The following is a 21,681-nucleotide window of genomic DNA, read 5'->3' as shown; positions in this document are numbered from 1 at the left end:
GCGTGGTGACAGCGGTATGTCAGGGGTGGCTGGTCCGTTCAAAATATTCCTGCAAGGTCATTTTGTGCGGTTCAAATTTTTCGGACAGAACCGCCAGTTGGGTAATCCGGTCCAGTCGGAAAAGCCGGAAACCCGTTCGCAGCCGACACCAGGCCACCAGCAACCAGTTTCCCTGCGTGCTTAACAAGGCAAACGGCTCAACGACCCGCGTCGTGATTTCGCCCGAATCCGGTTTTTGATACGCGATTTTGGTCAGATTGAAGTTGGTCAGAGCCAGTTGCAGGCTTGCCAGATACGTACTTGATGCATCTTCGGTGTAGTTGTGGGTCACCAGCATCCGGTTGGAAAGGAGTTCGGTGTTCGCCCGGGTCGTGTGGCGCAAAACCGCCTTTATTTTCTCAATCGCCGTGGTATATTCTTTAACGAGCGATGCATCCCGGTTTTTAACGATAATCTTTTCGGCGGTAATCAACGCATTGGCTTCACTTTCCGTAAACGAAACGGGTGGCAGCCGGTAGCCTTCCAGCAAACTGTAGCCTTTTCCTTCTTCGGTCACGATCGGAACGCCCGACTGCTCCAGCGCCCGGATATCCCGGTAAATGGTCCGAACGCTCACGCCAAATTTCTCCGCCAGAAACGTCGACGTAAGCAACCGTTTCGTCTGCAATTGCGTCAGAATGGCCGTCAGGCGGGAAAGTCGGCTGGTGTCGTTATCGATCATTGAATTGACCTGGTTGCCTTTGTTCTTTCGGGAAATCAATCGAACTGATCAGAAACTAAATTCTCAATCAACGGGAGCAACTCAGCCGAACAACTTCATTGGGTTTGAGCTGAACCGGAAAACCGGCAATCAGGGCCGAGCCTTTTACCGTCTGGGTTTTACTGCCAATGGTCACAGTATAATTCTTGTCCTTCTCGATGGGAAACCACTCCTGAAACTGGTTGATGCGTGGGTAATCGACCGGCATGTGCATGTGTTCCGTATGCCAGTTGGAGCCAAAGATCAGTTTGCCTTGCCACGCTTTTGGTGACGTAATTGTTACGTAAACCGTGTTTTTGTCGGTAACCGAGCCGTAAACGATTCCGGCATTCCAGTTGGAAACGTGGATTCCGGCGGTTTTCCAGAGGGCATACATCAGGGAAGTCCGCGCAAAATTGCCGTCACCGTGCCAGCCTTCAATGATGCCATCCGGTTTTTGAAAATTCCACAGCACCTTGATTTCGCTGTCCAGCCAGTCTTTTGCGCTCGGAACCGGCTCCCGCAAATAGAGATTCAACGCGCCCTCAATGGCATCGGCGTAGCCATCCGCGCTGCCATTTTCCCAATCATGATTCCGGTAATGCGCCGAAAGCGAACCGAGGGCTTTTAACGTCGCTTCCCGGTAACCAGCCACGCGGTCAATCACATACACCGTGTAAAACGCATTGAGCGTATACCCAAAATTATCCGCCAGCCGTTTTTGGGTGATTTCCCCCGTTACCGGGTTTATTTCGTCGTAAAAAAGACCTTGTTCATTGCGACCTTTCGCCAGAATGGTATCCAGCATTTCGTGGATGTAAGGTTGCCATTGCCGTTTTTTAGCCGGATCGACCACCGAAACCACGGCGTACAGTTCGACCAGTCCGGACACAATTTCGCAGCCGTGATCGCGCAGTTGCAAGCGCGGGAGCGCCTGCGTGGGAAGATGATCGGGCGAGAGGTAGTAATCGCCGATTTGAATGCCCCATTGCAGCCATTGGGGGTTGCGGGTCTGCCAGTACATGCGCGCCAGAACCTGCAGCAAATCACCGCCTACTTCCACCACGGCGTGTTTCCCCAAGCCGTTGCTTTTAATTTGCGTGGGTACATCCACCAGTTTGTCAAGGTCCGCTAAAATTCCCAGCATCCGCTCCGACCAGGGGCTGGGGCCGAGCCATTCGGTCAGCGGAATCAGGCCGTCTTTCATGTATTCGGCGCTGCCAAAAATTACCTGACTGGTGTCGATCGGATCGTTCTGGAATCCCCGTTTGCAAAACGAATAGGTGTCGGGCAAGCGTCCGATCCGGGAGGTAAGCCGGGTTTCGGTCGCGAGCATTTCCCGCATTTTACCCTCAAAAATCGGCCGATCCAGCATGGATGCGGTCATCACCAGAAACGGATAATTGTCGGCAGCCGCATCCCAGGCATTCCAGATGCAGGTACTTTGGGTCAGATTGCGCGGAATAAGTCCCGACACCGAGTCGGCTTTGGCGAGCCAACCCAGCAGGTATTGATGGCTTCGGCGAAACGCTTCATTGGCTGCTTTGCCATTCGCCATCGCCTGGGCATAGCTACTTTCGGATTGTTGATGAACCGGTTTTTGAGCGAAGCTACTTAAAGAATGAATAAAGGTGACCAGAAACAGGAGAACATACCGGGCCCAACGGTTCTTACAGCCTTTGTTGATCCGATCCAACATCATCAAAAATTTTATAGGTAAGGGACACCACGTTTGCAGCTGGCAAACTGGAAATGGTTTCCTATAAAAGTAGCGGAGTGGTCAGATCTACCGGCAGCACGAAGATCCGGTTATTTCACCACCGGAAACGCCACGATCCGCACCTTCGTACAGCCATAGGGTACCAGCGTAATCGTCTCGGTTTTCTCATCTACTTTTCCGAGAAAATGACCTCCACGATCCGTGACTGGTTGGGGCGCTACGTCGTTGACGATTTTCCAGCCGGGAATCTTTTTGGCCGACGCCTTGATTTCGATGGGCGCGTTTTGCAGGTTCCAGACGAACGAATCCGTGACCGGTTTAACGGTTTTTACCTCCAGATTGGCCGCCGGATCTTTCACGATTTTGTCGACTAATCCATAATTCCAGTCACTTTTCGGAAATACGTTGAAATAGTCACCTTCTTCCTGCTGGTTTTCTTTTTCCCAGTTTTCCTCCAGTTTCAGCGCGTACACCAGCGGCCCGCGTTCCACCGCCCGCGAATTCCGGCCCCAGTTGGAGGTCGTGACGGCCATTGGCAGTTGCAAGGTGATTTTGTCGCCGGTTTTCCAGGTGCGGTTCAGCACAATCACCTGGCCGCCATCCGGATTCTGAACGGCTTCGCCATTGACCGTAACCGTCGCTTTTTTACACCACGACGGAATGCGCAAATGCAGCGGGAAAGCCACTGCCGACGCTGTCGAAAACTCCATCTGAACACCTTCCTCAAACGGGTAATTCGTGGTTTCGCGAATCGTCACTTCGGTGTTTTTCGCGCCGACTCTGGCCGTCACCTCATTCGGGCTGTAGGCCAAAGCCGCCAGTCCTTTGTCCGGCGTTGTGTACCACAAATGTGCCGCAAATTTTGTCCAGCCCTGGTGCATGTTGGCCAGGCAGCACGTATAGCCACTGCGCATCCCGAACACGTTGTTCATTTCCCGCCCAAACGGCAGCGAGAAATTGAAAACGCCCCGCTTGACGTGCACCTGATTTGCGATCTGAAAGTACTGTTTGGCGTTGTAGTCGTCGGTCGTTTGCGTCGGTAAGGCGTTGAACGTCATGCGTTCCAGGGCGTCCATGTAATATGTATCGCCGGTAATCGCAATGATTTTTTCCAGCGAATACATCGACTCGACAATGGCGCAAAGTTCCACGCCCTGCGTCGGATCGTTGCCGTGCAGATCTTCGTCGCCCGAAAAAATGCCCATCGGCAAACCGTGCAGCGTCATCAAATCAGTAAAACCGGTTTTAAGAGACTTGAGGTAATTGGCGTCGCCCGTTCGCTGGTAGTTGATCGCCGGAGCTTTCAGCGCCATCCCGACATTGACCGCGTGTCGGCGCATCCAGAAATCGTTATTTTGTTGCGCAGCCGCCCCAATGACCCAGTCGCGATTCCCCAGCCAGTCGCTCCACTGAAAACTCTGCGACTCGATCAGCGACGCTAGTTCGAGCAACGATTTGTCGCCCGTAATGCCGTACAGCCACTGCGCCATCATCACGTTGTCGGTTCCGCGCGAAGTAGCCCATTCCGTCCATTTGCCAATCGGGCAACTTTTTAGTGCCTGCAACTGGTATTTGAAATACTTCGTCATGAACGGAATCACCCGTTTGTCGTTCGTGGCCGAATAATACTGCTGAATCACTTTCAGCATCACCATTTTGGGCCACCAGTCGTCGCCCGACGCGCAATTGGCTACGTCCACTTTTACGTTTTTCTCGCGCTCGTCTTTGGTGATCGCGCCAAAATAACCCGACGGTCGCTGGTTGTCGATCACCCAGTTGACGTATTTTGCAATCTTCTGCTGGAGCGGTTTATCGTCCAGCAAATACGCCAGCGGAACCGCGCCGTCGAGCCAGTATGGCGTTTCTTCCCAGGCATCGCCCTTGCCGCCCAGCCAGCCGTTATCGACGCCAACTTTCGGGTGAACTTCATCCAGATGGCCGGTGGTTCCGTCGCGCATGATCTGCAACTGGTGTTTAAGCCAGCCGGTCGGTTTGATGGCCGAAAGCGGCAATTCGCCGTATTGTTCCGAAACCGGTTTTGCCGTTTGCGCAAACGCCGAAAGGGATAAAACCGCACTCGAAAGGGCAATCGAAAATATTTTTTTCATCAAGGTAAAATTATTAATTCCTTTTCCCAGCCACCGGAAACTGCGAAATCCGCAGATTGGTGCAGCCATACGGCACCAGAATAATTTCCTCTTCGGTCGGATCAGCTTCCAGTTTATACATCTGGCTATACGGAATCGGGCCGGTCATTTCGTTGTAAATCTGCCACGAAGGAATACGCCTTGCCTTCGTTTTAATCCGGATCGGCGCATTTTCCAGGTTCCATGGAAACGTAGAAACCGTACCGGTTTTTTCGATTTTATACGCTTCGTCCAGCTTTTTATCGGCAGTTTCTACCAAGCCATAATTCCAGGGGGTTGTCGGGCGTAATTCTTCGTACGAATCACCGTACTCGATGGGATCTTTCTCGTTTTTAACCTTTTTAACTTCTTCCCCCATTTTCAAGGCGTACGTAATCGGCCCGCGTTCGATTGATACTGAATTTTCATACCACGTATTTTTAAAGAGGTGCATCGGCAATTCCAATTCAACCACATCACCGGTTTTCCACTCGCGTTTAATCTGAACAATCTGATTGCCATTCACCTGCTGCCAGACTTTTCCGTTGATCTTTATCGACGCTTTTTTACACCATTCCGGTATCCGAAGATGGAACGGAAATAATGCAGTTTTAGCGGTGGTTAATGTGAACGTTACGGTTTCTTCGAACGGGTAATTCGTTTCTTCTTTCAACGAAACTTCGGTTCCGTTCGCAACGGTTATTTTAACTTCACTGGGAGCATAAATCAACGCGGCAACCCCTTTATCGGGGGTTGCATACCACAAATTCTGGGTAAATTTTGGCCAGCCCTGGTGCATGTTCGAGGTGCAGCACGGATAGCCGGATAGCAGGCCAAAACACAGATCTGTTCCGTTATGATTCACGTCGAAATTGCGCATATGCCGGGTCGCCATGACCTGATTGGCTTGCTGAAAATACTGGCGGCCCATGAAATCATCCGACACCTGGGCGGGCAGGGCATTGAACGCAATTTTCTCGATCTGATCGGCAAAATTGACGTTTCCGGTGATTTCCAGCATACTTTCCAGCGAGAACATCATTTCCACCGCCGAACAAAGCTCCGAACCCTGCGTCGGATTATTGCCGTGTAACGCTTCGTCTCCGCCGTATAGACCGTGCGCCATGCCGTTGAATTTCCGCAGATCCGCAAAACCTTTTTTCGTCGCATCCAGGTACTTCTGTTCCGGATGATGCTGGTAATAAACGATCGGCGCTTTGATGCCCTGCGCCAGATTAACGCAGTGAATACTTCCTTCTTTCGAAAGCAGATCGGTATTCAGAAATGCGTTCGTATAATCGAAGGTTTGTTTGTGAATTAGGTCGCCCAGTTCCAGTAAAAATTTGTCACCGGTAATGTTATAAAGCCAGTACACATTCATCAGATTATCACCGCCCCGATACCGCGCCCAGAATGTCCAGTGATCGAGCGGTTTTTGGGGCAATTCTTTCAATTGATACCGGAAATAATTCGTCATTAAACGAATTACCCGCTGATCGTTCGTTGCCGAATAATATTGTTTCAGAATTTTCAGCATCACCATCTTGGGCCACCAGTCCCGGCTATTATTGCGCTGAACGCCCGGTTCGGGACCATAATCTTTGGATGGACCGAAATAACCGTCCGATTGCTGGCTTTTAATAGCCCATTCAACCCATGGTTTGGTTTTGGCAATCAATTCCTGATCATCGAGAATATAAGCGAGCGGTAAAAGGCCATCGATCCAGTACGGCCCCCGCTCCCACTGATCGCCGTCGCCACCCAGCCAGCCGTTGCGTTCGTTCATGACAAGCGGATATAACTTATCCAGGTTTCCGGTCGATCCGGTTTTCTGACGCACCAGCATTTCGCGTAACCAGCCCTGCGGTTTGATGGCTCCGAGCGGTAATTCCAGGTACGAATTCTGACGTAAAGGCGCCCGGCTTGTGGTATAACTCACCGGTTTTTTCACCTGAGCAACGGCATTTACGGCAAGAGTTAAAAAGAAAACGGGAAGGATAAATTTCATTTCGTTGCGTTTAATAAGGTACAAATACCGGTAGCGAAGTTCTTCAAATCGTTACCGTGACACGTTCCAAAGTGGTTTTCGACGCTTTTTCTACTCCGTCGACATACACCCGAAAACCGCGGCCTTTGCCGTACTTTTTTCCGGTTTTATCATACAAAACCGTCAGCAGTTTGCCGTGGTATGGCACCCGGTCCAGGCAGAAGTAATCCCAGGTATTGTCCGGCAACAACGGATTGATCGTCAGCTGATTGCCGTCACCGGGCCGGATACCGACCAGCCCGGAAATGAGGTGGTCGCAGAACGCCGAATGGTTGTAGTCCTTGCCGCGTTCCCGCCCGCCTTTTTTCGTCGCCCAACTCCCGTTCTCCATCGTCGACAGGCGCGTTCGCGAAATCCAGTCGCCGGTGTATGGATTCAGGTTTTCATCGATCCAGGGCACCCGACGGCCATCTTCCAAGATGCGTTGCTGCGACCGGCTGTACGTCGTCAGCAGATTCCAGAAATCACGTTTTGTCATGACAGTTTGCTGGTAATTATTCAGCAAATTGGCCAGCGACGTCAGCGTGATGGTGGTTGCAAACGGCCAGCTTGGGCCGTTCCACTGGCATTCGTGGCCTTCATACGCTAGTTGAAAACCGGGGTGCCGCTGTTCGGCGGTGGTCGGGCCGTAGGGCGCCCGGAAGCCTTTTTCGTCGGTCAGTTGCGCCCAGGCAACCGCGTGTTTTTCTTCGGGAATCGAGAAATACCAGGGCGTAAAACCGTGTAACTCCCGCACGTCGGCCCGCATCAGCGACCCGGTTCCGCGCGGAATGACCTTGAAAAACTTCGCTTTGTCGTCCCACAAACGCGTCAGAATCTGGCGCCGGATGGTAGTGGCCCGCTGGGTGAATTCCCGTTCAGCGGTTTTGTCGCCAGCCATGCGTGCCATCGTGGCCAGGGCCTGCGCGTTGCCAAACATGTAGCTGTTGATCGTGGCCCGGTAGCCCTGATTTTTTTGTCCGATCAGCCCCGCAATGGAAATTTCCATACCGTCGCGGTTGTCGGTTTGCCAGAACAGGCCGGTCGAATCCAGCCGCATTTTTTCCCATTCCCGAAAGTCCGTGATCAAATCCGGCAGCAGATTGGTCAGAAAAACCGTGTCGGGATGAACCTGCGCAAACGCATGGATCGCATCGGCCGCCCACGAACTGTACGAGCGCGGGCTGGCCCCGCTCCGGAACCAGAATTGAGCATACTCTTTCAGGTATTTATCGTCGCGAAGCCAGCGCCCTTCGTAAAAATGATGTCCGGCCGGGCAATTGATGGAGTTGTACTTCCCGGCCCAGTTTACATCCGGCAGAAACTCCGTGATGATGTAGCCCGCCGGAGTCTGTTTGAGGTGTTTCCGAAACGTCCACCAGCGGAAATAATACGTTTGCTCCAGTTGTTTATCGGGACATTCGAACAAGGGAATGTTCTGCGCCAGAAAATCCCAGGCTTTGTCGTTCGGAATCAGTTGTTTGTAAAGCTCCTCGTCGTTCTCATTGAACGCCGTGATGTACGGTTTGAAGGCATCCGTTTTCAGGACGAACTCCTGCGCCCGGCCCAAAACCGCCCAACCCAACCCCAGTAAAACAAGCAGACAACGACAGAAAAATTGCTTCATCTTGGCATCAAATCTATTCAATGTCAGCTATTTATCGACCCACTGGACTCGTTCCCAGATCTTTGGAAGTCGCCACGGCAATGACCCGGCCTTTGTCGCCGACGGCGTTGTAGAAGTGATAGACGACGCCCTTCCACTTGATCACCCAGGGCTTGTGGGCGTAGGTTTTGTCGTACGGTTCGGTAGATGCGATCAGATCCTCACCCGTCCAGTCGGTCCAGTGCACGAGGTCGTACGAACAGGCAAACCGCTCAAACGCGCCGGGTTTCCAGAACGCGCCGAAGTAAAACATGACGTATAAATCGCCCATTTTCGCGATCTGCGCATCCCCGCAAATGCCAGTTTTCCGCGTAATCAAGGGCTCCTGCCCGAAGCGTTTCCAGTGGGTCAGGTCGCTGGAAACCGCCATCGCAATATTTTCAAAACCGTTGCCTTTCGCATCCGGTTTTTCGCCCTTGGCGTTGTAATACATCACAAACGGGTACCCGGTTTTCTTCGTTTTATCGCGGATCACCAGGCTTTTGTAAATCGTTTTGTTGTCGTACCAGCGCACATCCGCATCCACCGCCGACAGCACGGGTTGCGGCAAGCGTTCTACTTCGAACGGTTTGCTCAGGTCCTTCGTCGACGCGATGCCGATGCCCAGCCGCCCCGCTTCGTAGCCTTTTTCCGAACCGCCGAGATACGACAGCCAGAACCGGTTCTGGAATTTTTCCACTTCGTACGAACCGCCCCATTCCGTATCGACCAGCGCGACGTACCCCGCTTTCTGCGTCGCATCCCAGGTGTTGTCGGTAAACGACATGAGTTTTCCCTGCGTCGTCCAGTGCAGCAAATCCGCGCTTTTCGCCAGCCAGGTTTCGTAGCCTTTGCCGTCGAAAATGATGTAGGTCATGTACCAGGTGTCGCCTTTTCGAAAAACCGTCGGGCTGTCAACCATCCGGCCCGCGTCGGGCTGCGGCACCACGATGCCGTATTTGAACGGCGTTTTGATTTCCTCAAAAACCGCCCGCATTTTTTCCGCCGGAACCGTTGTTGCCGGTTGGGCCCAAACCGTGCATGTGATTAGAAAAAGGAAGCCGCTGGTAATGAGTAATTTCATTTTGATGAGGTAGGAGTGCTTTCGACCCACAAGTTACAACTATTTATACGCCGGGTTCTGCACCAGTTTCGGATTCGAATTGATGGCAATCTGCGGCAGCGGAAAAACCGCCCGGTATTCCCCGCTGGGTTTATGCGACAGCCAGCTTTTGGTCGTATAAACGCCGAACCGGATCATGTCCCGACGCCGGAACCCTTCCCAGGCAAACTCCCAGCCCAGCTCGTCGAGCAATCGTCCGTATTTCACCGGATTGGTATTTCCTGCATCGACGACTTTGTAGTTCTCGACGTATCCGTATTTGTAGCTGCTGTTTTTCTCCAGATCGGCACCGATTACAGTGGCTTTGGCCGGAGCGGCCGTGAACGCCCGCGCCCGTACCTGCGACACCAGCACGGCTGCTTCGTCACTTTTGCCCGTCCGGACCAGGCACTCGGCTTTCATCAGCAGCACCTGCGCGTAGCGGAAAAACGGGAAGTCGGTGCTCAGGCTGGCCAATGCGCCGGTTTTGACTTCAAATTTGTTCATCCGGTAGCCTTCGGCTTCGCCGGTGTATAACCCGTCGGGCAGTTCTTTGGTCAGAACGACCGGTTTTCCGGCCTGGTCGTAGGAACCTTTCAGGGGCGTTGTGCCGTCGGCAGCAAACTGCGGGCCGATCATCCAGGTAGCCGCCAGCCGTTCGTCGGCGGGGTCGTAGGTATCGATGAACTGCGGAACGCCTTTGGCCGAACCCGCGCCCCAGGGCGTATCGAGCATGTTGACCTTGGCTTTCATCGAACCGTGCCACGAAAACATCTCGACGTTGAAACCGCCCGCCAGGTTTTCATCGAACGGAATGGCGAACACGATTTCCGGTGAATTCTGGTTTTCGGTCCTGAACGGCGCTTTCAGGGACGTCTCCAGGCTGTATTTTCCCGACGCGATCACCTCGTTGCACTGCGTCAGGCACTCCTGCCATTTGGCTTCACCCGCGTAGACTTCGGCGTTCAGGTAGATGTTGGCCAGCAGCGTTTTAGCCGCCCATTTATTAAACCGCCCGTAGGTCAGCGTGCTGCGTTCTTCGCTCAGCGTCGGAATGGCTTCCGTCAGTTCCTTGACAACAAACTGGTAGATTTCCTTGCGGGGCGTTTTCGCCTTCAGTTCGTCGGAACGGTCGGTCAGCAGCGGCACATCCCCAAAATTATCAATCAGCATCCAGTAAAAAAACGCCCGCACCGCCCGCATTTCGGCAATCAATGCTTCTTTGGTCACGCCGGTCGGGGGTGGCACTTGCCCGGTCGTCAGCTGGTCGATCACCCGGTTGGCGTTGATGACGCCCGTGTAAAACGTGTTCCACATGCTGTTCATCTGCGGATTTTCGGAGTTCCAGGTATGCAGGTGCATCCGTTTGTAAATCCCGCCGTCGTCCCAACCCGACGCGTTGGCAGGCATCACAATGGCATCGGACGTCGATTCCTGCGCCATGTAATAATGCGTATGTGAAATCAAACTGCGCATGTTGGCGTACGCAATGCCCATCGCCTTATAGGCTTCCGTATACGTATAGGATTCTTCGGTAACCTCGTTAAAAATGTTCTCGGTGAGGTCGTTGTTGCAGGAGGACAGCGTCAAACCGATCAGGACCAGGGTAGCTAGGTAGTTTTTTAGGGATTTCATGGCAACGAATATTAGGTCAGGATAGGAATCAGAACGTCAGCATGGCGCCGGCGGTGTAACTGGTCGTGGCCGGATAGCGGTTTTTGTCGTCGATGCCCGGTGCCAGGCCACCAATGCTCACTTCCGGATCAATGCCCTTGTACCCGGTAAAGGTGTGCAAATTGGCCGTCGAGAGGTAAACCCGGCCCCGCTTGATGTACTTGCTTTTCAGCTTCAGGTTATACCCCAGCGTGATGTTGTCGATCTTCCAGTAATTGCCGTTTTCGATGTAATAACTGACGTAATTCAGCGACTGGTCGTCGGCCAGCGGGCGTTTACCGTAAATTGGGTCGTAGGCATTCGTCCGCAGATTGCCGCGCGTCAGCATTACCGGGGCGCTCCAGAACATCTCGGTCATGTTCAGAATCTGGAAACCAAACGCCCCGCGCATCGTCACGTTCAGGTCGAAGTTTTTGTAGGAAACCGTGTTGTTCCAGTTCAGGTAGCGTTTGGGCAAGCCGTTGCCGATAATCTGCTTGTCGTCAGCCTGTTGCTGCGCAATCGGCTTGGGTTTGCCGTCTTTTCCTTCGATAATCCAGTGACCGGTTTCGTCAATATCGACGGTTTTGAAACCCCAGAAATTGCCGAGCGGCTGGCCCACCTGCACGCGGTGCGTGGTTTGCTGAATGGGTTCGCCGGTGTTGCCCGTATCGAAATACCCACTGGCCAGCGCGAATTTATCGTTCGACAGCGACAGGATTTTATTGGAATTGGTCGAGAAGTTGGCCGAGGTAACCCACTCAAAATCCGGCGTCCGGACGGGCACGACATTCAGCTGAATTTCAACGCCTTTGTTTTCCATCGAAGCCGCGTTGGCCGTAATCGTGTTGTAGAGATATGGGGGCGTCGGCACCGGGAAGTTCGCGATCAGGTCGCGGGTGGTGCGTTTGTAGTAATCGATCGAACCCGAAATCCGGTCGTTCCAGAAACCGTAGTCCAGCCCGAGGTTGATCTCTTCTTTGCGCTCCCAACGCAGGTCGGGGTTCGGATTATTCGAGGGGTTGATGGCCTGCACCCACTGCCCGTTAACGAGCGTATAGGTATTGAAATTGATCTTGTTCAGCGAAATGTACGAGCTTCCCGGCTCCGTTCCGGTAACGCCAAAACCCGCCCGCAACTTCAGCGCCGAAACCGCCCGAACGCTCTGCATGAAGCCTTCTTTCTGCAAATTCCAGCCGAGCGAAACCGCCGGAAAACTTCCGTATCGGTGGTTGGCCCCAAACCGCGACGAGCCTTCGTGCCGGATACTGGCCATCAGCAGGTACTTGTTATTCAGGCTGTAATTCAACCGAAAAAAGTAGCCGATCAATTTGTTTTCCGACTGCGTGGAGCTTTCCGGCGCCTGTCCGCGTTTCAGCGCCAAACCCGCGCCCATGTTGTTGTAGGAAAAATTGTCGGTCGGAAAATCCCAGTTCTGCATCCAATATTCTTCCGTGTTATATTTCCGCCAGGTGTAGCCCCCTAAAACCGTAAAATTGTGGTCTTTGATGGTTTTCTGGTAATTAGCCGTCAACTCGAACAGATCATCCTGCGTCCGCGTCGTTCCGCGCGAGGCAAACCCGTTGCGGGCATTCCGGGCCGTCGACCAGTGACGGCGGGTTTCGTAGTAGCCCCGGGTGCTGTTGTACATATCCCGCGCAAACAAGGCTTTGATTTCCAGATCGTTGATGGGGGCCAGCGAGACACTGCCATACGTCCGCAGGTTGTTGTTGCGGTTTTCGCCCCGGGTCTCTTCGAGCAACGCAACGGGGTTCATGTAGTCGGTTTTTTCCGGCCGCTCGGTCCATTTGCCCGATGCATCCTGCAAAGGTTCCGTCGGGTTGAAGGTCAGGGCATTGCGGTACACCAGCCCTGAATAGGTACCACCGTCCACGGCAAAGTGCTTCTGCTGGTACCCGCTCAAGTTGGCATTGAATTTCAGAATTCCGTTGAACATCGCGTGATTGATTTCAATGCGCGGGAAAAACGTCACATTGTCCGACTTCTTCATCACCCCATTCAGGTCCCGGTATTCCAGGCTGACGATGTAATTGGTTAAGCGTGAACCGCCCCGCAAACTGATGTTGTGCACCTGCGACAGCGGACTTTGCGTTACCTGCCCGAGCCAGTCAGTGTTGGCACCGTAATCGATGGCCCCCGGTTTTTTCTGGGCGACCAGTTGCCGGTATTGATCGGCGTTCATGAAATCCAGTTGGCGGGTCTGGCGCTGCGTCGTGAAATACGAGTTGATTTCCACCGTCGCGGGGGTTTCGCCTTTCACTTTCCGGGTCGTAATCAGAATGACCCCGTTGGTGCCCCGCGTGCCGTAAATAGCCGCGGCCGAACCGTCTTTCAGCACATCAATCGACTCGATGTCTTCGGGCGCAACGGTATTGAGCGCGCCCGGCACCCCGTCGATCAGAATCAGGGGCGACGAACTGGCGTTGATGGTGGCATTGCCCCGGAGCGTAATCTGGGCCGTCGAAGTTGGATTGCCATCCGGCGTAATGACGCTCAGCCCGGCCACTTTCCCGCGAATCAGTTGCGCGGCATCCTGCACCGGACCTTTCACAAAATCCTCGGCTTTCACGCTGGCAATGGCGCTCGTAATCTGCTCGCGTTTCTGCGTTCCGTAACCCACCACGACCACTTCGGCCAGCGCCTTGTTTTCAGGTACCAGACTCAGTGAAATGGTCGATTGATTGCCGACCATAACTTCCTGCGCCACGTATCCGACAAAGGAAAAAATCAGCGTAGTCGATCCGTCGGGAACGCTCAGGCTGTAGCGGCCGCTGGCGTCGGTCGTCGTGCCGCGCGTGCTGCCCTTGATCAAAACCGTCACGCCCGGCAGGCCGTCGCCCTTTTCGTCCTTGACGGTTCCGCTTACGTTCTGATCGACCTTTTCGACCGTAGCGGCCACGATTTCGGATTGGTTGATCAGGATCAAACTGGACGTTTCGGGCGCTTTTTTGCGCAGCAGAATCCGCGAACCCACCACTTCGTACGACACATCGAGGGGCGTCAGCAGTTCGTCCAGTACCTTCGACAGTTTGCTGTTCGAGGCATTCACCGAGGTTTTCTGCTCGGCCAGGATACTTTTCGTGCTGTACACAAACTTCACATTCGCCTGGCTTTCAATCCGTTTCAGCACTTTCCAAACTTCAACGGATTCCATCTTCAGCGAAATTTCCTTGTTCAGCAATTCCTGCGCGTGGGTCGTTCGGGCAAACGACAATCCATACAAAACCGTGAAGAGCAGCAGTTGCACCGCCGTCGTCTGCGTTAGTTTACATAGCATCTTTTGAAAGTAGATACGTCTGGTCATGGTAGTTAAGGGGAGGAATAATCGTTAAAAATCGGCACAGCCTTCGCCGTGAATGAAGAGCGTGGTGCCCCGTCGTTCGTAAGTCGCGTTCACCGACTTACAAATCAGATCCAACTGCGTATAAAGGGGCAGATCGTTCAGATCGCCGTTGAAAATGCACTGGTTCATCGTCTGGTTTTCGAGGATAAAATCGATTCCGTAGGCTTTGTTGAGCGTCGAAAACACATCCGCGAGGGCCACGTTCGTAAAGATGAAACTGGTCCGGTTTTCGGGCGGGTGGACAAGGCGGGGCGCGGCCACCAGGCTCGGCGTCAGCGTTTGCGAGGCTTTGTCGAAGGTGATCTTGTGGTTGGGCACCAGAATCACGCCGTTGCGGCTGCCGGGCAATTTGCCCGATGTCTCATAAACCGACACCCGGCCGCGCAAAACCGCCACTTCAATGTCGTTGGCTTCGTCGTAGGATTTGATCGTAAAACTGGTTCCGAGCACCTGCGTTACCAGATCACCGGTTTGGACAATAAACGGACGCGCCGGATCGCGCTTGACGTCGAAGAAGGCTTCACCCCGCAAACTGAGCTGCCGGTTTTTGTCGCCAAACTGTTCGGGATAACTGATGCTGCTGTTGGGTTTGAGAATCACCAGGCTACCGTCTTTGAGCGTGATTTTCTGCTCCTTGCCCGAGGTATTGCTCACATCGACCGCGCCCGGGCGGGTTTGAACTTTGTCGGACACCGACCGATGAAGGGGATTCGGTTGCGACCAGAACCACCAACCGGTCAGCACCAGCAAAACCGATGCAGCCGCGCTCAGGCTCCACCAGCCGTAGCGCACGCTGAACGACCGACGGCCCAGCGTGTGGCTGTCGATGCGATTCCAGATGCGTTTGCGGAGCGTTTTTTTCTCCTCCTCGCTAAAACTCAGTGCGGTTTGATGCAGTTGCTGATCCGACCACGCCCGAATCCATTCCTCTTCCTCCGGACTGCACTGCCCCGCCAGGTATTTTTCTATCAACTTATCGAAATCGTACTGATTCATCGGGCCTGATTGGTCTGCATCAATTATCAGAATGGTATGCCTTCAATTGCTCCTGCAACACTTTGAGGGACTTGGTAATGTGGTATTCCACGGCTTTTTCCGAGAGGTTCAGTCGCCGGGCAATGTCTTTAACGGGTTGATTTTCAAACCGGCTCAGCGTGAACACTTCGCAGGTTTTTTCGGGCAGTTTCTTCATCACTTCCTCAATCGCTTTCGATAAATCCGAAAAATTGACGGTTTCGTCGGTCGATTCAGTCTGCCGGAGTTCATTCAGAATCAGGTGTTCCTGATAGCGCCGACGCGTAATTTTGGATTTGATGTAATTGGTGGTAAGGTGTTTGATCGAAACCACCAGGTACGAACTCAGGTGGCGGATCTGGGCCTGCTGGCGTTTGTTCCAGACGCTCTCGAATAAATCGTGGACGAGTTCTTCGGCATCTTCCCGGCTCCCGGTTTCCTGGTAGGCCACGCCAAACAGCTTGTACCAATACCGGTTGTAGATTTCCCCGAAAGCCCTGGCATCGCCTTCCCTGAGCGCACAGACTAACTCGTCATCGGTGATTTCTGCCTTCATTAGAGATGGTCAATCGGGTTTTCTGTATAGTCAATTGAAACCCAAAAATCCCTAAATAATTTTTAAAATTCTTATATAAATCCAATAATACATATTTAAATACGAATATTCCGCTATTGTTTGTAATAAAAAAACCGGACCCCTGCAACAACCCGGAATGAGCTGTCACCGGCGTCCGGCGGACTTATTCAGCAAAATTGATGAAGTGTAAGGCGAGCTATTGTCGTTCTTTATATTCCAGGATCATGCAGTTGAAACAGGCCCAGGGCGCGTTTTCTCCGTAGAAATCCAGGGTTACGGAACCGTCAGCTGCGTACGTGCCATTCTTGTTTTTGACCTGCACAACCCGGCCCGTCGGTTGATGCACCGCCGTGATCTTGTAACGGCCAATCGGCACATCCACCAGGCGGCCGTACGAATCGGAATGCGGTTCGCCGGACTTGAGTTTCAGCGTTTTCCCCGCCGAACCGTCGATGAGCGGCCCCACCGGCGCAAACGTGAACTCAATATTTTCAACGTCGTACAACTCACTTAGAATATCCATATCGAGCGTCACCTCGCCCCCGTAATGCAGGCCCGACTGGTCGGGGTGTTCGCCGGTGAGCACCCACTGAAAATTGCGCACCGCGCCGTCGGAACCGGCAAAAGCCGCCGTGTTGTCCGGTTTCAGAGACAGCCTGTAATCTTTGCCGTTGTACGATTTCCGGATTTCCGCAATCGCCCGGTACCTACCGTTTGGCATCTTAATCCGGTAATTCCCGTTTGCATCGCTGCTGGTTTCCAGATGACTGTTGTACAAGAGCGTGTTATCGGCCAGAACCGTCGCGCCCGGCAGCGGTTTTCCCTGCGAATCAGTTACCCGACCGGCCAGATAACCAGCGGTTGAGGTTCCACCCGCAGCAGGATCGTCCTCCGATTTGGAACAGCCGGTGCTCAACAACATCCCGGCCACCCATACGCTCCGAACAAGGTTTTGAGCGGTTTTCTGCCTTAAAGTATTCATTCGTTTTGTGTCGTTTACTGGTAAAAATGCGTCAGGCCGACGGGCTTGCCAGCCTGACTTCGGATTGTTTAGGTATTAATCGATGTATTTGGCGTAGGTCGATTTGTAGCCGAGTAGGCAGGCCAGCGGAGCCACCAGCAAGACGACTAATTTCTGAACCGCCGGACCGGGTTTCGTCAATCGGAAAACGGTGGAAAATCGGTTGATCAGCAGCGAAAGCTGCAAAATCGAGGGCACTCCGCTGGCGTTTGTTTTGCCGTCGTTGGCCAGTCCGGTTGTTGTTTCCAGGAAATATTCCGTGTCCAGCGCCGGGCTGACCCGCCAGTTGACGACGGTTTTGCCATCCGTTGGATTCCACATGGAATGCACGGTATTGCTGGGAATATGAAACCGGTCGCCCGCCCGAAACAAGTGTATTTTTCCGTTCATGCGAACCGCTAATCGACCGGAAAGAACCTGAAAATCTTCAACCTGCTGCGGGTGGTAGTGGGCCACGGGTTCCGCCGAATAAGGGCTAAAAGCAGCTTCCATCTCCAGTAATTCACCATCGGTATCGTTTTTGGTCTGGATAAACCGGATCACCTGACCGGTTTTGGCATTCGATAGCGTTTTGTTTGCGTATGCCATAACGGATACTTACCTAAATTCAGGTTCTCCTGATTGTTGTTTACGGTTACAAAACTACCGCCGACTTCTGCGAACCGAAACCACCGTTATGCGAAACGACACCGGAATTATTTGAGCGACCCGTGATCCGATTTAAAAAATGCAACGGCGCAAAAAGCTATTTTTCGTTCTAAAAAACCGCCGGTCTCCGCTTCTGCCAAATGGGCAATACCGCGTTTCATCCTGAATTTGGGTCGGTTCAAAGAAAACACCTCGGGGATTCGGCAAGCAGTCGCCTAATTTTAGGAAAGCTCCCAAGGACGTTTTGCACATGAAAAAATTGCCCCCCCACTTAATTGAAAAGGCGCCGGGTTTGCCCTGTTCATCCAGCCGGATCTGGAAATACATCGTTTTGTTCTGGAGTTTTCAGGCGGGTATCACCCTCATCGAATTCAGCCTCAACAGTTGGGTCAATCCGTATAAAATGCTGTATGCGGGCTGGGCACAGTGGGTGCTTCACTGGATTTTGTGGACGCTCAGTACGCCCCTGCTGCTGTACATGGCGCAGTTGTTTCCCCTGAACCGGCAGCAATCCCGGTGGCGTTTTGCCCAAACCTTTCTCATTCATCTATTGGCCTTTACGGTTTTGACGTTCACCGTGCGGTCCATCGAATACCTGATTATCAGCCCGCTTTATCGTTGGGAATTAGGCAAAGAATTACCGTGGAACAACATTCTAAAATGGTTTGTCGGCGAATACAGCTGGGGGACTTCCCTGTACCTGCTGGTGCTGGTTTTGTACAACATTTTTTTATTCGATAACCGCTATCAGCAACTCGAAAAACAGCATCTCGCTACGGAATTAACCAATTCGCAGCTAAAAGCACAATTGACCGACGCTCAGCTACAAGCTCTGAAAATGCAGCTCAATCCGCATTTTCTGTTCAACACGCACCACGCCATTGTGAGTCTGATGCTGCAGCACGACAACCGGAAAGCCATCGACATGGTCACCGCGCTGAGTGATTTGTTGCGGGGCGTACTGGCCCATCAGGACGACAATTTTCTGACCCTTCGGGAAGAACTAAAACTGACGCAACAATACCTGACCATTCAGCAAATCCGGTTTCAGGATCGGTTGCAGATCGAATACGACATCGACCCCGGCGCCGAAGAAAGTCTGGTGCCCCAACTGATTCTGCAACCGCTGGTCGAAAATGCCATTACCCACGGCATTGCCGACCTGACCGGCTGCGCCCGGATTCGCGTTGCGGCCCGGCGGGTCGATGATTTTCTGCTGCTGGAAGTGTTCGACAATGGGGTCGGCAATCAGCCCCGGAAGCGGAAAACCGCCGGCAACGGACTGGGACTCAGCAATACGCGCTCCCGGCTCCAGCAGGCTTACGGTAATCAGGCTCGGCTGACCTTCGCCCAACCGCCCGGCAATGGCACCACCGTTGCGCTGACGCTTCCCTGCTTATTTTCGCTAACAACCCAATACGATGACCAAATACCGCTCGCTCATCATTGACGATGAAATTCTGGCCCGGCAAGCCATTCGGACGTTGCTGCAACCCGTGCCAACCCTTGAGACAGTGGACGAAGCCGCCAATGGCACCGAAGCCGTCCTGAAGATTTTGAAACACAAACCCGATCTGATTTTTCTGGATATTCAAATGCCCGAGCTGGACGGTTTCGAGGTCATGAAGGAAATCTGGTCGTACCACCAGCCGATGGTCGTTTTCACGACGGCCTACGATCAGTACGCCCTCCGTGCGTTTGAAGTAAATGCCATCGACTACCTGTTGAAACCCTTCAACGAGGTTCGTTTTTATCAGGCATTGAACCGGGCGCAGGAGCGTCTGGTCCAACAGCGCACCCAACCGCAGGTCGATGCATTATTGGGGCAATTGCTGCGCGACGAACCCGCTCACCAGCCGGACGGAGCGTATCTGCGCCGGATTCTGGTGAAAGAAACCGGCAAAATGAGTCTGGTCGACACAAATGCCATTCAGTATTTCGATGCCGACGGCAACTACATTACACTGCATACCGAGGGCAAAAACCACTTGATTTACGAAAGCCTGACGAATCTGGAAACCCGGCTAAACCCGGACAACTTCGTTCGGATTCACCGATCGCACATCGTCAATCTGGATTACGTAGCCGAAATTGAAACGCATTTCAACGGTGAATACATCGTGCGATTGACAACGGGGCAACAATTGAAATGGAGCCGGAGTTACCGGGATAATCTGAAGGCGTTTTATACGCGGGTGACGTAAGTTTGATCCGTTATTATAATGCTAAGAATTGTATCAGCCCACGGTTTTACGCGTGACGCGTGGGCTGATAATTTCCTTGAAACGTTCATTTTGGGGAAATGTAGAATCCCCAAAACGAAATTTTTAATTCCCCTGCCCGAATGCCGGGCTGTTTTTGTCGAACCAGAGCCGTTGGGTACTCAGTGCCTGGGGCGTGTGGTCGTTGAGCGTAAAACCCTGCTCCGACTGCGCTTTTTTCCAGTTATCATTATTCGTTCCCAGGGGCGGTTCGTCCAGCCAGAACCGGCGCGGAATCAGTTCGTTGAACGGATCGCGGGGGTAATACGTCGAGTTATTCTTCGGATACCCGGTCCGCCGGACAAACGTAAAAGCCTCGGTCGGAAGCCGCATGAAGTTCAGATACTGCTGAATATAAATCCGCTCCAGGTTATTCGTACCGTCGAGCTTTACTTTCGGTTGCGCGATGTAAGCCGCAATTTCCTGATCAGCCGCGCTGGTCAATCCCTGGGTCGATAAAGCGGCAACGGCAATGGCGTTCATGGTTTTTAGCGAGGAGGTAATGCCCTTGTTGTACCAGAACTCCGCCGTTCCTTTCGTGTTAACGCCGGTTCCGTAGCCTTTCGTGATCATCTCGGCGATGTAAAAACAGGTTTCTGCGCTCGTTACCAGGTAGTCGTGGAACGTACCGGTGGCTCCATTCCGACGGGGCGCAAAAAACACCCGGTTGATCGCCGACATCAGGATGTACTTGTTGGTCCCGGCATTGAACGTGTTTTTGTAGTACTGCGCCACCGCCTGATTGGTCGTCCAGTCGGCGGGACCACCCTGGTAGCGGATCAGCGGATCACCGGTTTTGATGAACGACGGCAGGGTCAGATTATATTTTTTGATCGTATCCAGCGCACTGGCCGTCAGATCGTTGGGCGTAAAATAAATCTTCAGCCGTGGATCATTCGTCCCTTTCAGAAACGTGATGATGGAATTGGTGGCAAAGCGGGCGCTGCGGTAGTCGATGTTGCTACCAATCGGATCATAATCCGGGTCGATGTAAGCGAACTGATCGGCATCCTCCACGATCGGCCCCGCCGAATTTTCCATTACCTCCTTGAAAATCTGCTGTGTTTTGGTCTTGTCCTGCCCTTCATACCGCAGCGCAATCCGGAGTTTCAGGGTGTTGGCCAGTTTGGCCCACTTCGTCCAGTCGCCGTGGTAAAAAATATCGGCGTTTCCATAACTTTCCTGTTCCGTCAGACTGGCCGTCAGCGTGGCAACGGATGCGGTCAGCTCCGTCAACCAGGTGTCGTACAGCGTTTTCTGCGTATCGTATTCCGGCCGAAAGTTTTCTTCATACCGCCCCTGAATGGCTTTGGTATACGGCATTGAGCCGTTCAGGTCGGTGACGTGCAAGCCCTGATAAACCGCCACTACGTACGTTGCCGCCCGCATTTTCTGGTACCGATCCTTGTCGGGTTTGGCGTCGATCTGCTTCCGGATTTCGACCAGATTCGGGAGAACATTCGTGTAATAGGCCGAATACCGGGAATTGATGTTGGTCGAAAGCTCGTAGGGGTCGGTGGTCAGGTGCTGCGAAAACCGGAGGGTTTGTTCCAGGCTTTCCCACACCCATTCGTTTCCTTTATACGACTCCAGGTTGTCCAACGAATACGTGAACAGGTATTTGGGGTCGGGAACGGTGACCACACTCGGGTCGGTGTTGATGTTGGCGAAGTCTTCCTTGCAGGAGGTGGTCACGAAAAGGCCGGTCACCAGCATGAGCGCGAAACTCCAGGTCAATCTATTTTTCATAATAAAGATCGTTTAAGTCGTTCAGAACCGGTTTTC

The 21,681-nt window shown here is 53.0% G+C and carries 15 protein-coding genes; 2 read left to right on the top strand and 13 right to left on the bottom strand.

All coding sequences use genetic code 11. From position 1 onward, the window contains the following. Positions 1-19: 19 nt before the first annotated feature. The 12 genes from EHT25_RS18320 to EHT25_RS18265 all read right to left on the bottom strand — a co-directional run bounded on the left by EHT25_RS18320 (position 20) and on the right by EHT25_RS18265 (position 17,575). Positions 20-760 (bottom strand): helix-turn-helix transcriptional regulator, encoded by a 741-nt coding sequence (locus EHT25_RS18320; protein ID WP_310588760.1) that lies wholly within the window; start codon positions 758-760, stop codon positions 20-22. Between the two features lie 28 nt (positions 761-788). Then, positions 789-2,441 (bottom strand): hypothetical protein, encoded by a 1,653-nt coding sequence (locus EHT25_RS18315; RefSeq protein WP_229311706.1) that lies wholly within the window; start codon positions 2,439-2,441, stop codon positions 789-791. Positions 2,442-2,548: 107 nt separating this feature from the next. Then, complete coding sequence (locus EHT25_RS18310) at positions 2,549-4,567, bottom strand: beta-L-arabinofuranosidase domain-containing protein (protein WP_124876579.1); 2,019 nt, start codon at positions 4,565-4,567, stop codon at positions 2,549-2,551. Between the two features lie 13 nt (positions 4,568-4,580). Further along, on the bottom strand, positions 4,581-6,593 hold the full coding sequence (locus tag EHT25_RS18305; RefSeq protein WP_124876578.1) for a beta-L-arabinofuranosidase domain-containing protein: 2,013 nt from the start codon (positions 6,591-6,593) through the stop codon (positions 4,581-4,583). A 43-nt stretch (positions 6,594-6,636) separates the two neighbouring features. Then, positions 6,637-8,238 carry an MGH1-like glycoside hydrolase domain-containing protein gene (locus EHT25_RS18300; RefSeq protein ID WP_124876577.1) on the bottom strand — a complete coding sequence of 534 codons (1,602 nt, stop codon included), beginning with the start codon at positions 8,236-8,238 and terminating at the stop codon, positions 6,637-6,639. 31 nt (positions 8,239-8,269) lie between these two features. Beyond that, positions 8,270-9,340: a glycoside hydrolase family protein gene (locus EHT25_RS18295; RefSeq protein WP_124876576.1), complete on the bottom strand. Its 1,071-nt coding sequence runs from the start codon at positions 9,338-9,340 to the stop codon at positions 8,270-8,272. 39 nt (positions 9,341-9,379) lie between these two features. Continuing rightward, complete coding sequence (locus EHT25_RS18290; RefSeq protein WP_124876575.1) at positions 9,380-10,993, bottom strand: RagB/SusD family nutrient uptake outer membrane protein; 1,614 nt, start codon at positions 10,991-10,993, stop codon at positions 9,380-9,382. Positions 10,994-11,021: 28 nt separating this feature from the next. Next, a complete protein-coding gene (locus tag EHT25_RS18285) occupies positions 11,022-14,309 on the bottom strand; it encodes a TonB-dependent receptor (RefSeq protein WP_124876574.1) in 3,288 nt (1,095 codons plus the stop codon). 51 nt (positions 14,310-14,360) lie between these two features. Then, the gene (locus EHT25_RS18280) at positions 14,361-15,371 is read right to left on the bottom strand and encodes a FecR family protein (RefSeq protein ID WP_124876573.1); all 1,011 of its coding nucleotides are present in this window, start codon (positions 15,369-15,371) and stop codon (positions 14,361-14,363) included. Between the two features lie 19 nt (positions 15,372-15,390). Continuing rightward, entirely contained in the window at positions 15,391-15,945 is a 555-nt protein-coding gene (locus EHT25_RS18275; protein ID WP_124876572.1) for an RNA polymerase sigma factor, read from the bottom strand. A 217-nt stretch (positions 15,946-16,162) separates the two neighbouring features. Beyond that, positions 16,163-16,948 carry a carboxypeptidase-like regulatory domain-containing protein gene (locus tag EHT25_RS18270; protein WP_124876571.1) on the bottom strand — a complete coding sequence of 262 codons (786 nt, stop codon included), beginning with the start codon at positions 16,946-16,948 and terminating at the stop codon, positions 16,163-16,165. A 75-nt stretch (positions 16,949-17,023) separates the two neighbouring features. Then, entirely contained in the window at positions 17,024-17,575 is a 552-nt protein-coding gene (locus tag EHT25_RS18265; protein WP_124876570.1) for a cupin domain-containing protein, read from the bottom strand. A 310-nt stretch (positions 17,576-17,885) separates the two neighbouring features. On the opposite strand from EHT25_RS18265, the gene EHT25_RS18260 reads away from it, so the two are divergent. Next, positions 17,886-19,085 (top strand): sensor histidine kinase, encoded by a 1,200-nt coding sequence (locus EHT25_RS18260; protein WP_124876569.1) that lies wholly within the window; start codon positions 17,886-17,888, stop codon positions 19,083-19,085. Beyond that, entirely contained in the window at positions 19,057-19,839 is a 783-nt protein-coding gene (locus EHT25_RS18255; RefSeq protein ID WP_124876568.1) for a LytR/AlgR family response regulator transcription factor, read from the top strand. The genes EHT25_RS18260 and EHT25_RS18255 overlap by 29 nt, the downstream gene beginning before the upstream one ends. A 123-nt stretch (positions 19,840-19,962) precedes the next feature. On the opposite strand, the gene EHT25_RS18250 is transcribed toward EHT25_RS18255, so the two are convergent. After that, entirely contained in the window at positions 19,963-21,645 is a 1,683-nt protein-coding gene (locus EHT25_RS18250; RefSeq protein ID WP_124876567.1) for a SusD/RagB family nutrient-binding outer membrane lipoprotein, read from the bottom strand. Between the last annotated feature and the right edge of the window lie 36 nt (positions 21,646-21,681).

Source organism: Larkinella rosea, from assembly GCF_003858635.1.
Taxonomy (GTDB): domain Bacteria; phylum Bacteroidota; class Bacteroidia; order Cytophagales; family Spirosomataceae; genus Larkinella; species Larkinella rosea.
This window is presented reverse-complemented; position numbering and strand designations above follow the sequence as displayed.